Source organism: Marinobacterium marisflavi (genome assembly GCF_982447095.1).
The window spans coordinates 1516709-1529964 of the sequence record NZ_OZ457898.1; the positions used below are offsets into that span (position 1 = coordinate 1516709).

17 protein-coding genes are annotated in these 13256 nt (G+C 51.3%); 12 read left to right on the forward strand and 5 right to left on the reverse strand.

Annotation, left to right across the window (positions count from 1 at the left end):
* Positions 1-21 precede the first annotated feature (21 nt).
* From AC1WNR_RS07500 to AC1WNR_RS07535, 8 genes are all read left to right on the forward strand, one after another.
* Positions 22-348 (forward strand): DUF6812 domain-containing protein, encoded by a 327-nt coding sequence (locus tag AC1WNR_RS07500; RefSeq protein ID WP_481643891.1) that lies wholly within the window; start codon positions 22-24, stop codon positions 346-348.
* A 66-nt stretch (positions 349-414) separates the two neighbouring features.
* The gene (locus AC1WNR_RS07505; RefSeq protein WP_481643892.1) at positions 415-1899 is read left to right on the forward strand and encodes a hybrid sensor histidine kinase/response regulator; all 1485 of its coding nucleotides are present in this window, start codon (positions 415-417) and stop codon (positions 1897-1899) included.
* Between the two features lie 57 nt (positions 1900-1956).
* On the forward strand, positions 1957-2613 hold the full coding sequence (locus AC1WNR_RS07510) for a DNA-binding protein (RefSeq protein WP_481643893.1): 657 nt from the start codon (positions 1957-1959) through the stop codon (positions 2611-2613).
* A gap of 2 nt (positions 2614-2615) precedes the next feature.
* Positions 2616-3050 (forward strand): response regulator, encoded by a 435-nt coding sequence (locus AC1WNR_RS07515; RefSeq protein ID WP_481643894.1) that lies wholly within the window; start codon positions 2616-2618, stop codon positions 3048-3050.
* 26 nt (positions 3051-3076) lie between these two features.
* Positions 3077-3739, forward strand: a complete 663-nt coding sequence (locus tag AC1WNR_RS07520; protein ID WP_481643895.1) for a response regulator — start codon at positions 3077-3079, stop codon at positions 3737-3739.
* Positions 3740-3744: 5 nt separating this feature from the next.
* Complete coding sequence (locus tag AC1WNR_RS07525) at positions 3745-4047, forward strand: hypothetical protein (RefSeq protein ID WP_481643896.1); 303 nt, start codon at positions 3745-3747, stop codon at positions 4045-4047.
* A gap of 293 nt (positions 4048-4340) precedes the next feature.
* Positions 4341-4682 carry a zinc ribbon domain-containing protein YjdM gene (locus AC1WNR_RS07530; protein WP_481643897.1) on the forward strand — a complete coding sequence of 114 codons (342 nt, stop codon included), beginning with the start codon at positions 4341-4343 and terminating at the stop codon, positions 4680-4682.
* 168 nt (positions 4683-4850) lie between these two features.
* Positions 4851-6428 carry an FMN-binding glutamate synthase family protein gene (locus AC1WNR_RS07535; protein ID WP_481643898.1) on the forward strand — a complete coding sequence of 526 codons (1578 nt, stop codon included), beginning with the start codon at positions 4851-4853 and terminating at the stop codon, positions 6426-6428.
* A gap of 18 nt (positions 6429-6446) precedes the next feature.
* Here AC1WNR_RS07535 and AC1WNR_RS07540 read toward each other — a convergent pair whose 3' ends face one another.
* The 3 genes from AC1WNR_RS07540 to AC1WNR_RS07550 all read right to left on the reverse strand — a co-directional run bounded on the left by AC1WNR_RS07540 (position 6447) and on the right by AC1WNR_RS07550 (position 7980).
* A complete protein-coding gene (locus AC1WNR_RS07540) occupies positions 6447-6836 on the reverse strand; it encodes a hypothetical protein (protein WP_481643899.1) in 390 nt (129 codons plus the stop codon).
* 89 nt (positions 6837-6925) lie between these two features.
* Positions 6926-7510 carry an NnrU family protein gene (locus tag AC1WNR_RS07545; RefSeq protein ID WP_481643900.1) on the reverse strand — a complete coding sequence of 195 codons (585 nt, stop codon included), beginning with the start codon at positions 7508-7510 and terminating at the stop codon, positions 6926-6928.
* Positions 7507-7980: a hypothetical protein gene (locus tag AC1WNR_RS07550; RefSeq protein WP_481643901.1), complete on the reverse strand. Its 474-nt coding sequence runs from the start codon at positions 7978-7980 to the stop codon at positions 7507-7509. Before AC1WNR_RS07550 ends, AC1WNR_RS07545 begins: the two co-directional genes overlap by 4 nt.
* 77 nt (positions 7981-8057) lie before the next feature.
* On the opposite strand from AC1WNR_RS07550, the gene AC1WNR_RS07555 reads away from it, so the two are divergent.
* The gene (locus tag AC1WNR_RS07555; RefSeq protein WP_481643902.1) at positions 8058-8666 is read left to right on the forward strand and encodes a DsbA family protein; all 609 of its coding nucleotides are present in this window, start codon (positions 8058-8060) and stop codon (positions 8664-8666) included.
* On the opposite strand, the gene AC1WNR_RS07560 is transcribed toward AC1WNR_RS07555, so the two are convergent.
* A complete protein-coding gene (locus AC1WNR_RS07560; protein ID WP_481643903.1) occupies positions 8663-9118 on the reverse strand; it encodes a hypothetical protein in 456 nt (151 codons plus the stop codon). The genes AC1WNR_RS07555 and AC1WNR_RS07560 overlap by 4 nt on opposite strands.
* Before the next feature lie 225 nt (positions 9119-9343).
* On the opposite strand from AC1WNR_RS07560, the gene AC1WNR_RS07565 reads away from it, so the two are divergent.
* Together AC1WNR_RS07565 and AC1WNR_RS07570 are read left to right on the forward strand one after the other, a co-directional pair.
* Complete coding sequence (locus AC1WNR_RS07565) at positions 9344-9781, forward strand: YeeE/YedE family protein (protein ID WP_481643904.1); 438 nt, start codon at positions 9344-9346, stop codon at positions 9779-9781.
* A gap of 1 nt (position 9782) precedes the next feature.
* Positions 9783-10250: a DUF6691 family protein gene (locus AC1WNR_RS07570; protein ID WP_481643905.1), complete on the forward strand. Its 468-nt coding sequence runs from the start codon at positions 9783-9785 to the stop codon at positions 10248-10250.
* Positions 10251-10280: 30 nt separating this feature from the next.
* Here the strand turns inward: AC1WNR_RS07570 and AC1WNR_RS07575 are convergent, their stop codons facing one another.
* Positions 10281-12113, reverse strand: a complete 1833-nt coding sequence (locus AC1WNR_RS07575; protein WP_481643906.1) for an ABC transporter ATP-binding protein — start codon at positions 12111-12113, stop codon at positions 10281-10283.
* 125 nt (positions 12114-12238) lie between these two features.
* On the opposite strand from AC1WNR_RS07575, the gene AC1WNR_RS07580 reads away from it, so the two are divergent.
* A complete protein-coding gene (locus AC1WNR_RS07580; protein WP_481643907.1) occupies positions 12239-13231 on the forward strand; it encodes a Gfo/Idh/MocA family protein in 993 nt (330 codons plus the stop codon).
* Positions 13232-13256 lie beyond the last annotated feature (25 nt).

Below are 13256 nucleotides of genomic sequence, written 5' to 3' on the forward strand. Positions count from 1 at the left end.
TCCCGAGCATAAAGAGTAGATATGAACAGCGACGCAACGGTTACCAAAGAGAAACTCAAAGTCTACCTGAAGCTGGCTGATGGCCAGCGTCTGCTGGGTTTCTTCTTTGTAGAATCAACTGAGCGACTACAGGATATTCTAAATGACGCCCGATCCTTTCTACCGCTCCATGCGCTAGGAGACAACGGTAAGTATCAGTTAATTATGGTTTCTAAATCCTTCATTCAGCAGGTTGAGGAGGTGGCAGAACTTCCAAACCTCGATGCCGGCTCTGATAGACGATCTGCAGATAGGCGTACGGGTCACGAGTTACGCCAACCAACAGCACCAAAATTTGAACTAGACTGATAGCGAAAGATCAACTCTGGCACGCCCCCTGCATTGCTTGATCTAAACGCTAACAGACTGGTCAAAATGAGCAATCCATCTACAGCCCCGCAACCTCATAATCTTGAGCTGGCGTCGAATCAGGCAAACTCCCTTGTCGGCCGCTTGATGATAATGCAGCTCCAAATCAGCATGGATCGGCAGACGATCACTGCAGATCACATGGGGCAGGCGATACTGGGTATGAGTGAAGACCAGCCCCTCGCAACCTGGCTCGAGGGACTTGAGCCCACTGAGATTCATAGCCTAATCGGGAAGGTCGATATCGACAGCACTCCTATATTAGTGCGTGACCTTGCGGGTATATATACCCCTGCAAAGCTGTGGCAGTATCGCTCGAGCAGTCAAGCTAATTGGCAGATTGCTATTCAAATTGAGATGCAAAATGCGACTGATGAAAACCCACTGAAGAAGCGTTTTTTTGCTCAGCAGCAGCTTCTCTCAATTATATCGCATGAGCTGAGAACACCTGCAGCAACACTGAAGATGCTGATCGATGAGCTGAGCGAGCAGAGCCTCGCTGAGCAGCTGCCGCTAATGCGTGATACCAGCGAGCATCTAATGGCCGTGCTTCAAGATATGCGCCAGGCGATTAATCCCCAGCAGAATTTGCCGCATCAACTGAGGGTATTTCACCCAAATAGACTGCTTGAGAGTGTCACGAGCCAAGTACGACGCATTGCACAGGCGCTGGGCATTGCGCTGCGCATGGAGTTGATAAGTGATGAGCAGCTTCGCGTTAAGTCAGATCTTGAGCGGTGCAAGCTGATTATGCTTAACCTCCTAAAGAACGCGGTTCTCCACTCGGAAGGAACTGAAGTCTGTGTTAGTGCTGAGGTCAGCGGCGTGGCAACTGACGAGCCCTCGATGACCCTTAGTATTCGTGATAACGGAGTGGGCATCGCACCTGCTGAGTTGGACCGCATCCTTCAACCCTTTGAGCGTATGCAAGGGCTGGAGCAGGGCGGTGATGTAGCGGGCCTTGGATTGTTCGTCGTTAAACAGAGCATCAGTGAACTTGGTGGCACGCTGACCCTTAGCCCAATAGCCTCTGGCGGATTAGACGCACGCGCAGTGGTACCTATTACTCCGGTGGAGAGCGAGAGCTCCAATCTTGGAGACGCCAGTCAGGAGTCGAAACGTTTCCAGAAGCGTCTAGCCACGATGCGAGTATTGGTTGTCGAAGATGATCCAGTGATTCGCATGGTTTCACAGAAGCTGCTCGCAAAAAGAGTTGGCCAAGTCGATGTTGCGGAGAACGGCGCTGCAGGACTCGAAAAGATCAAAAGTAGCTCCTATGATCTCATTCTTAGTGATTTCTTTATGCCTGTAATGGACGGCGCCGAGATGATCCGTCAAGCGCGCGCCTGCGGAATCTTGACGCCAATAATTTCGGTTACAGCCGCCGTTCTCGGTGAAGAGGCGCAGGAGTTGCGAGATGCGGGGGCCAATCAGGTTTTGGCTAAGCCCATCTCTATGAAGGCTTTCATAGACGCTGTAGAGCAGCTCTAGCCACAATCGAGTGCGCGGAGTATATTGTACGTATTATTAATACGTATGGTGTATTTTATGTCTAGCGATACTCGACGTAAGGTCTTTGAGGTAGCTGATGAGCTGCTTCGAGAAGGAAAGCGTCCAACACAACAGCTCATTCGGGATCGCATTGGGGTGGGATCGATTACAACCATCAACAAAGGTTTGAATGAGTGGTGGAGCGCGCTAAGCGATCGTTTTAACAACGCCGATGCCTCGGGCACCGTACCCGAGGCGGTTATTCGTCAGAGCGCGAGACTCTGGAGCGAGGCCCTTAGCTACGCTAGGCAAGAGCACAAGAAGCTTCGCTCAGAGCAGGAATCCATTCTAGAAAGCATTAATAATCAACTACTTAAAGAGCGCTCTGAATACGCCGCTAAGCTTCAGGAGCTGAGCGCGACGATCGCCAATCAGCAACGCAATCTTGCCGGCCTAGAGAACGAGCGCCAAAGCCTGCAAAAGACCCTTCACGCGACCGAGGAGGAGTGTTATCGTCTCTCTAAGTTAGAAAACTCACGCAAAAACAGTAGCATAGCCAGCAATGCAGATGAAAATCTGCGTGATCAGTTACTCGAGGAGCGTGTAAAACTGCGCATCAAACAGGACGCAATCGATGAGCTAAGCGTCAAAAATCAAAAGCTTATCGAAGAAAATGCAGAATTAAGATTAAAGCTAAGGCAGGTTAAGAGTTAATCATGGAAAGTCAGCTGAACAGCACGGCTACCGATGCAGCGATGCGTGAGCTTGTCAGTTCGGCGAGCACTGGCGACATAATAAACACGGTGACTCAAGCGCAGTTTGACCAACTTAAAAGACTGCTGGTTGAGTACAAAAAAGTTGGCTTGCGTCTATGCTTATTAGATGAAGATGGCTACATATTACGCCAAGTCTCGAGCCGCTCTAAATCCGAACGAGTTGAGCCAGGTTTTAACGAGCAGCAGAAGAGGGTGCTTAAGGCTCTCGAGCGTGTCCTGGAGGCCTGTGAGCGTGAAGACATTCGCCTAGTCGGTTACAGTGATTCCCTGGTCGCCGTGCCCGCAGCGCTGTTGCATACTGATCTGGCATCAGCCGAAGCTCGCGAACTGGAAACTGGGGACGTCTATCTTGGTGCCGACATTTTGAAAAGTTGATCATGAGAACTTAAGTGAGCAATTAAATGCCGAAGACTATCAGTGTTGTACTCGCAGATGACCACCCAATCGTACTAGCGGGTTACCAACACCTGCTTGAAGATGAGGGCGGGGTGCATATTATTGCTCAAACAGGCAGTTCAGATGAGGCTATTAGTCTTTGCGCAGAGCATGAGCCGGATATCCTTGTACTAGATCTAGGGCTACCCGAGTCCGAGGGAAATGAGCAGACGCACTCCCTGGGCGGGATCGGCGTGATCAAGACGCTAGCCGAGAAGGGCATCGAGACCAAGGTCTTAATTTCAACGATGCTGGATAAATCGCCGGTGCCTCAGCGCGTGCTTCAGGCTGGTGCGCAAGGCTATCTAGTGAAGACTGAAGCGGCGGATGAGTTAGTGAATGCGGTTCGTACGGTTGCGTCCGGCGGTCAGTACATTTCCCCGTCGATCGCTATGGAGCTAGCCACAGATAGCGAAGCTATCACTCGAATCGAGGATCTCTCTGAGCGCGAGCTACAAATCTTCTTGCTATTAGCGGAGGGGTTACCAGCTGTAGAGATCGCTGAAAAGACCAATCTAAGCCCCAAAACCGTACATGCTCACCGTGCCAATATCCTGCGTAAACTCAACCTTAAGAACAACTCAGACCTAGTGCGCTTTGCGCTCTCGTCCGGCGTTATTCAGCAGTAACAACTATGAATGTAGGTGCTACGGATGCAGGGGCTGAGCTAGCCGAAGATCCAAACAGTACTACAGCACTTTGGGCGGCCATCAATGTTGGCGATCAAATTCAGCTCGAGGCTGATCTTATCGAACAGGGTGTGCGACGCCTCAGCAAATCAAAATTCTACACGGTATTAGCGAAGGTTGATTCTCAGGGCAGCGCTTACTTCGATGCTTTCGTGGTTGAGTCTGATCTTGTCAATGAGCTAGTGCATGTCTCACCAGCGTTTGTCTGCAACTATAACAAGGCTGATCACGTACCGACCCTCGCGTAACAGATTGGTTTAACTCCTTAAGACGACGTCCATAACCGAAAGGTTGGTGCAGTTCGCACGACGCCTCAGCCTAGCGTCTCTACCAATTGTTATTTAACATAATATATATTATACGCAATCGTAAACATAAGTATTTGGAGGGCTTGGACTGTGTAAAAGCATACTTACTATGATGATTTCTAATGCCTGATACGCCCCTGGCATGCTCAGAACAGCCTAAAACCCACAGAAAAAGTAGCGAAATAGATTCTGAACCGCTAGCCTAGGCGCTTCTGAACTAAGGAAGCGTTTTAATGAGCACCGAACTACCACACTGTCCGAAATGCAAATCTCCCTATGCGTATGAAGATCAGCAGATGCTGATTTGTCCAGAGTGTGGTCATGAATGGGATCCAGCTGCCCCAGTTATTGATGAAGATGCTCTTGTCGTAAAGGATTCAAACGGCAATGTGTTGAATGAAGGCGATTCTGTGACGCTAATTAAGGACCTGAAGATCAAAGGCTCATCAAATGTTGCCAAGATAGGCACACGCGCCAAGATTGGACGCCTTGTAGACGGTGATCACGACCTAGATTGCAAAATGGACGGTTTCGGAGCAATCATGTTGAAATCACAGTTTGTTAAAAAGGCCTGATAAGCTATTAAAAACAATAATTTGAGAGCGCTATCTTAAGTTTTAGGTAGCCTTTTGCTTTTATATTGACCTAGAACAACAGATAGCGCTGTTAAGTCGTTATTTTCTGGTGCTATTTAATCTCTAGGCTAGACTACAGCCAGCCCCATTTAACGCATGAAGAGCTTAATGGCTCTGCGTTTATTACCGCTCGAGGAGTTTATGGATAGCCTCTCACAGCTCGCTAGCTTTGTTTTGAGTCATATTCCAGGGTTGATTACTCTGTTGATCATCCTGGGTATTGGCATACTCTATGTACAAGATCGCAGTCAGGTCGATCAGACAATTAGGCGCAACTACCCTGTTATTGGCCGTTTTCGCTACTTCTTCGAGGATCTTGGGGTCTTCTTTCGGCAGTACTTCTTCGCCCTCGACCGTGAGGAGATGCCGTTTAACCGCGCCGACCGCTCATGGGCCTATCGGGCCGCTAAGCGCGAATCAACGCTTCAGGCTTTCGGTTCAACCCGTGTCCAGCATGAGGGCGACGTGGTGTTTGCCAACGCGGTTATTCCCTTTACCGGCGAGAGCAGTAATACCCCGCTGACATTCGGACCAGAGTGCCGAACCCCCTACACTACTGACCGCCGCTTTCACATTTCAGGCATGAGCTATGGCGCTATCTCCAAGCCTGCTGTTACTGCTCTTGCACTGGGTGCTAAGCAGGCAGGCATCTGGATCAACACCGGTGAAGGTGGTGCCAGCGATGCGCATCTAGAGTCCGGTGCCGATCTTGTCTGTCAGATTGGTACCGCTAAATACGGAGTTCGAACGGCTGACGGGCATCTAGATCCCGAAAAGCTCAAGTCTCTCGCCGCGCGGGAGTCTGTAAAGATGTTTGAGATTAAGATCAGTCAGGGAGCTAAGCCGGGCAAAGGCGGTATTCTTCCAGCAGACAAAGTAACCCCCGAAATTGCAGCGCAACGAGGTATTCCGGTCGGTGAGGCGAGCATTTCACCGCTAGGGCATGAGGAGATTAATAGCGCTTCTGATCTATTCGATTTTATCCATCAAGTCCGTGAACTCACCGGAAAACCAACCGGATTTAAAATCTGCATCGGCAATATGGACGATTTCCGTGCTGTACTAGAGGTACTAGTAGTCGCCGCACAAAAAGCCTCTGAATCAGTAGCCGCTGATCAGTCTAAACAGGTTTTTGAGGCCTACCTAGCCGACTACGCTCCCGATTTCATCACACTGGACAGCGGCAATGGCGGCACCGGCGCTGCGCCTATGTCGTTGATTGATGCTGCTGGTATGAATATTCAGGAGTCTCTGCCCTCTGTGGTCAATCTTTTAACCTCTATGGGGCTGCGCGAGCGGATACGGGTAGTCGCATCGGGTAAGTTGATTACCCCTGTCGATGTTGCCTGGGCGCTCTGCGCAGGGGCCGACTGCGTGACCAGTGCTCGCGGCTTCATGTTCTCACTCGGCTGCATCCAGGCACTGCAGTGCCATCAAAACACCTGCCCCACAGGAATAACGACGCATAACAAGAAGTTACAGCGAGGATTGGATGCGAATGTTAAGTCCAATCGCGTCGCTAACTATGCCAATGAGATGCATGCTGAACTGGATACGATTGCCCACAGCTGTGGTGCTGCGAATGCATCAATGCTCAATCGCAGTCATGCAATGATCTATGTCGGCAACCAACGCGCTGTATCGATGACACAGGTCTACGCCGGTGACTTAACGCATGAAAAGTAGTTCGACTTAAGCTCTTTATCAGTGCGCGAAGAGGCGTTTCTGCAGATCAGTGCTGACGCAATCAAGATCGAGATGCATGAGCAGGTCCCACTGCAGTGCTCGACGCGATGACCGGTGCACCTCAAATCCATAGTTATCTAACAGACGTGCTCGACGATCAATTTCAGGACAACACTGGCTTGAGGGCATCACTAGCTGTTGGTTGTTCTGTTTGCCAGCAATAAAGTTCAATAGAAAGCAGAGTTCTGCGCCCTGCTCGTCTCTCCAGCTAGTCAAAACTCGGTGTTGTGAGTGTCTGTCGAGAGACTCTGTCTCAAGCACCACTGACCCAGTGTAGGTCCATTGTGATTGGAGAAGTTCCTCGGCGTTGAGAGAATGCTGTCGTTCGGTTTTGGCGATGCTAGTCATAGGGACAAATCTCCGCTCGTTTATCTTAACTTAGAGCGGAGATTGCAAGCCCTGTGCCAACTAATACCCTCCCAGACGGTTGGGTAAGATTACCCACGGATTATTGCCGGCACACCAATCAGCATCGGATGCAGCCAGATAGCGAACACGGCTGTGAGCACCACACCGACTGCAACTGTTAATAGAGTCGCCCCTAGGGTTGAAGCTGTTGGTCCTAGCCCGGCCGCCCGATCGGCCCTGCGATGTTTGATAAAGGCCAGAACACCCCAAGCCAGAAAGCTACCGAATAGAATCAGATCAGCGAGGGTCCCATTAACCAACAGGTGCGCTATCGTCCAAGTTTTAACAGCGATCAGCATTGGGTGCCCAAGTCGAGCTTTAATCGCATTACCCGGCACATAGGTTGCCGCAAGGAAGATAAACGCGACCAGCATCAACAGTGCTGTTATGTGAGAGAGAAAGGCGGGGGGATGCCAGATCCACACCGGCTCCATGCGCGCCGCTCCGTATCCGGTTGCGATCAGGTACAGGCCGATCACAGAGACCAGGCTAAAGAGCCCTTTCCAAGCACCTGCACCGAGTTTCTCCACCATGTTTTCGCGCTTTGCGGGTTGCAGAGCCGGCAGAAGATGGATGCCTAAGAATAGAATTAGACCGATCACCAGTGATGTCATTTAACAGCTCCTTGATGCTGATTTATCCATGTTTCAATTTTCTGGGCCACAGCCGCTAGCTGGCGATGTGCACCCGGTAGTATGTCCGTACTGCTGAGTATCAGTGCGGGTTGTTCGAATCGGTGTAAAAGCAGGCGTCCGCCGCTCCCTTTTACTCCACCAAAACCAGGCTCCATTTGCAAACCAGAGATCTCCTCCAGCGCACCGCTCCAGCGATTGATCCCTGACAAGAGTCCGATACTCAACAGGCGATACGTACCTTTGTCGGCATCCAGTTGCAATCGGTGATACTTCTGTAACGCAAGAATAGCGATCAACAAAAAATTAAATAGCGTGAAGTGCAGAGGTTTCAGCCCTGTTTCAACGGCTAGTGCAAGAAACCAAAAGAGCGCAAAGAGGCCCACACATAACAGCGCCAGCACTACTGGAAACTGCTGATATTCAAGCTGATTTTGCTTCTCGACTAACATACGCATACTCTGAGTTTGGGCATTACGGATCAATCTTACAAGCGATATACTGAAACAAAATTATTCTGAGGTATCTGATGAAGCTGATCTACGTACTCGATCCGATGTGTTCTTGGTGTTGGGCCTTTCGCCCTCAGCTACAGCAGTTTCTCAGCCGACATTCCGAGTTGGAGCTCGATCTGATACTCGGCGGCTTAGCGCCAGACTCCGATCAACCGATGCCAACAGCTCAACGCCACCAAATTGAGCAGATTTGGCATCAGATCGCGGAGCAGACCGGGGCCGAGTTTAACTACGAGTTTTGGCAGAAAAACACTCCAAGACGCTCCACCTATCCTGCGTGCCGGGCCGTTATTGCTGCTGACCGGTTAGCTAACAAAGCAACGGAGATGGTCGATGCGATACAGCAGGCCTACTATCTGCGAGCGATGAACCCCAGCGACTCCTCTACATTGATACAACTCGCTGGCGAACTCGGTATCAGTGAGGGCGATTTTGCAGAAGCTCTAGCCGGTGAAGCTGTCGAGAATCAATTCAAGCAAGATTTATCGCGCGCCCGCTCAATGGGTATCTCTGGATTTCCCGCACTTATAGTTGAGATCAACGGCGCTTATCACGCGTTAGCACTGGGGTACACTCAGTGCGCCAAAATTGAGCAGAGATTCAGCCAATTGACCGCAGATTAGCTCGCTGGATGCTTAGGATAGAGCGTCTCGAAAGGTTGAGTTGGCGTAAGATTGATCGAGTGACCCAGGTCACTGAACACGCCCTGCTGCAGACCCAAACACACGGAGTCCTCTAATAGCAGCCCTTCAATTTCGCGCTCCAGCAGTTTGCGCAGCTCGGCTTGGTTCCGTCGACCTTGGCGGTAGTCTCGAATGCTTGGGATTAGGCGTAAGATTGCCTGCCGGTCGCGAGTGGCGCGCAAAAACAGCATCAACCGTTTAGCTAACTGCTCGAGTTTACTGCGGCTGCCTTCTATGTAGCCTCTGCTTGCTGTCTGCACTGCCGTGAACATTGCATCCGCGCCACAGATTCCTTCATTCCAGTGTATAAGTAGCTGCTTCCGATTGGCCTCCAGCAGACACTCAATGCTATGAGTGTCAAACCCGGTCTGTTTCAGATAAGAAACCGTCATTCCAATCCCCTACTTCTCTTACTCTCGATAAACACTAATTCAGCCAGATAAATTTTTGCTGAAAGCCGAACCGTTCAACCCATAGGTTGAAAGCGATTGAGCCGTTATGAAGAAGCAAAGAGCGAGCCAACTTTCCCGCATTAACTTCGAAAAGTTCGTATTGAAGATTATATAATAAACCTCTAATATACACCGACTTTGGAAACTATCGAGACGCGATAACTCATGGAAATAGTAAATTTCACTCCTGTCCCCGCTTTTATTGGCGGCGCATTGATCGGGCTTTCAGCAGCCTTCCTACTTTTGGTAAAAGGCCGTGTAGCAGGTATCTCGGGTATTGCCGGCGGTATTATTCTGCCTGAGAAAGGCGATGTGCCTTGGCGAATTCTGTTTGTGCTGGGGCTTGTTCTTGGCGGTCTAATCTACCAGTTCTTTGACCTGGGCCCCGATGTAGCACTGATAGAGGCACAGACCGATAAAGGCATGTTGATCGTTGCGGGTCTGTTAGTGGGCATAGGAACTACTGTTGGTACCGGCTGCACCAGTGGCCACGGTATCTGTGGCCTTGCTCGTCGTAGCCCGCGCTCATTGGTTGCCACACTCACGTTTATGGCGAGTGCGATGGTGACAGTCTTTGTTGTTCGTCACTTAGGAGGTGCCTAGTATGATGCCGCTAATTGCCGCCCTGGCTGCGGGTACTCTCTTCGGTTTGGGATTAGCAATCGCCGGTATGATCGATCCCGCAAAAGTTGTTAACTTCCTGGATATCTTTGGCACTTGGGACCCCTCCCTTGCATTCGTAATGGGTGGTGGCTTGCTAGTGAACGCGATCGCGACCCCGTTCATCATGCGCCGTAAGACACCGATTCTTGCCGAATTCTTCCGCACACCGACTAAGCATCAGGTGGATAAACGCTTGATCATCGGTGGGGTGCTCTTTGGTGCCGGTTGGGGAATCGGTGGTTACTGCCCAGGCCCTATGCTGACCTCTTTGAGCTTTGCAAACAGCGATATTATTGTTGTGGTTGGTGCCTACATCGTCGGAACCTTCCTTGCCCGAACCATGCTACGTGCATGGGAACGCGACCAGCAGGCTCAGGCGCAGCGGGATCAGCAATCCTGCGTAGAGTGACACCAAGCTGAGACAGTCGGGGTTGGACTATCAGTCCAGCCCCAAAAATCCACCCGTTTGATGCGCCCACAGCTGGGCATAAATACCCTTGTAGCGTAGCAGCTCTTCATGCGTCCCCTGCTCAACGATCTCTCCCTTGTCGATAACCACCAAACGATCTAGCGCGGCTATGGTCGATAGTCGATGCGCGATAGCAATAACCGTCTTGCCCTGCATCAACTCATATAGGCTCTCCTGAATGGCCGCCTCTACCTCTGAATCTAGGGCCGAAGTAGCTTCATCGAGTACTAGGATTGGAGCATCTTTTAGCAGTACACGGGCAATAGCGATGCGCTGACGCTGTCCACCTGAGAGCTTAACGCCACGCTCTCCGACCTGAGCGTCAAGACCGGCATTGCCGCTTGGATCAGAGAGCTGATCAATGAACTGCTCCGCCTGTGCACCCCTGAGCGCCTGCATCAACTCCTCTTCAGTTGCATCAGGTCTGCCGTAAAGGATGTTATCGCGAATCGAACGGTGCAGCAGTGAGGTATCTTGGGTCACCATGCCGATCTTCGAGCGCAGCGAATCCTGGGTAACCTCTCGCAACTCCTGACCATCGATACGAATCGCGCCGCCATCAATTTCATAGAAGCGCAGTAGGAGGTTAACGAGTGTAGATTTGCCCGCCCCAGAGCGCCCTACTATTCCGACCTTCTCGCCCGGTTTGATATCAAGCTTTAGCTTGTTAAAGACCTGAACCTTCTCGCCGTAAGAGAAATCCACCTGATCGAACTCAATATGACCCTGCTCGACCTCTATGTTGCGTGCGTGCGCCGCATCCTGAATATCTACCGGTTTCGATAGTGTGTTCATGCCGTCGACGACCGTGCCGATATTCTCGAACAGCGCACTGACTTCCCACATAATCCACATAGAGATCCCGTTGAGGCGCAGCGCCATGCTGACGGCGATCGCTATGGCACCCACAGTAATATCACCCTGCGACCAGAGATAGATCGCTAACGCGGCTGTAGAGAAGGCCAGCACATAGTTAGAGAGCTGCACACTGAAGTTCAGCCCCGTGCCGAGGCGCATCTGGCGGTAAACGGTGTACAGAAACTCGCGCATACTTGATTCGGCGTAGTCGGATTCGCGTTGTGTATGCGCAAAGAGTTTCACGGTGCTGATGTTGGTATAAGAGTCAACGATACGACCTGTCATCGTCGAGCGCGCATCCGCTTGATCAGTCGCGACTCGCTTCAGGCGGGGCACGAAATAGATCTGCAAACCGATGTAGATAGCCAGCCAGCCCAGCATCGGCAGCATTAGCATCCAATCTGCTTGGGCGACCAGCACCACCATGCTGATGAAGTAGACCAACACGTAAACCATCACGTCCAGCAGTTTCATTACGGTCTCGCGCACCGCGAGCGCAGTCTGCATCACCTTAGTCGCGATGCGTCCAGCGAAGTCGTTCTGGTAGAAGCTCAAACTCTGTCGTAGCAGATAACGGTGGGCCATCCAGCGAATCGCCATCGGATAATTGCCCAATAAGCTCTGATGGAGCAGCAGCGCATGCAGCAGCGTTACCGCTGGGATCGCGATCAGCGTCACCAGACTCATCCACAACAGTGTACTACCCTCCTCAGCAAAGAGGGTTTGTGGATCCTTGTCTGATAACCAGTCGACTAGCTGGCCCAAGAAGCTGAACAGGGTTACCTCCAAGATCGCGATCGTCGCCGTGCTCAGAGACAAACCGATCAGAGGCAGCTCAAAACCCCGCGTGTAGTGGCGACAAAACGCCCATAACCCCTCTGGCGGTTGTTCAGCCTCACGATCAGGCAGGGCTTGTGTAAAACGTTCAAACAGTTGAAGTAGCATTGAATTCCCAAAGATCTCCCGTAAGGGAGTAACGGTGCTGAAAGATTCAGCAAAAATAGATTCGACTCAGGTTGCCTAGTATAGTCCTACGCACTATCTATCCCAACAGCTCTACGGATTTGAAGATGTTGAAGTTTGGAATACTGGGCAATGCAAAAATTGCTCGCGAAAAGGTCTGCCCCGCGATTGTTGCTGCCGGACATCAAGTTTATGCGCTGGCCACTGCTCGCCCTGACGCTGCAGCTAATATCATCGAGCCGTTCAATATCAGCAAAACTTACCCCGACTACGATCAACTGCTGAGCGATCCAGAGATAGATGCGATCTACATTCCCCTCCCCAACCATCTACATGTTGAGTACTCGATCAAGGGGCTAGAGGCTGGCAAAGCGGTCCTCTGCGAGAAGCCGGTCGCACTCGATCAAGCTGATCTGAGCCGTTTAGAGGCCGCCGTAGAGAAACACCCCGGAGTTCTGATGGAAGCCTTCATGGTAGCCTACAACCCGCAATGGCGCCTGCTGCGTGAGGAGTTGCTGCCAAAGATCGGTCCAATCCAATCGGCACACTGTATCTTCGCTTACAAAAACTTAGATCCAAAAAATATTCGGGCGAAAGCGGAACTTGGTGGTGGTGGCCTTCTCGATATTGGTTGCTACGCGACACTAGCGGGGCGCTGGATCTTTGACGCTCAGCCCAAAGTGATGGCGTCGCGACGTGTATTGGATCGCGAAGGCGGTGTGGATCGCCTCACCAGCGCCATGCTTGATTACGGACAAGGCCGCACATACGCATTTACGGTAGCGACCCAAGCCTGCTTGCACCAGCGTATCACGATTCTAGGAACCCAGGGTTGGGCTGAAGTGATGGTGCCTTTCAATCCAGATAGTGAAGAGGATGCACGTTTCCGTTGGGAAGTTGAAGGTGGTCGAGGTGAAGGCACTCTGATCGAGATGCCACCGATAGATCAGTACACCGAGATGGTTAAGGCGTTCGCTTCCAAGGTTGATGCGGGCGTGTCGTGGAACAACTTAGAGCAGTCGCGTCAGGTGATGGAAGTACTTGACCAAATCAAAACCCAGGCGGTAACCGATGTAGTCCCCTCCGCCCACATGGCCTAGGGAAGCTAGATAGCGAGGTTCAGAC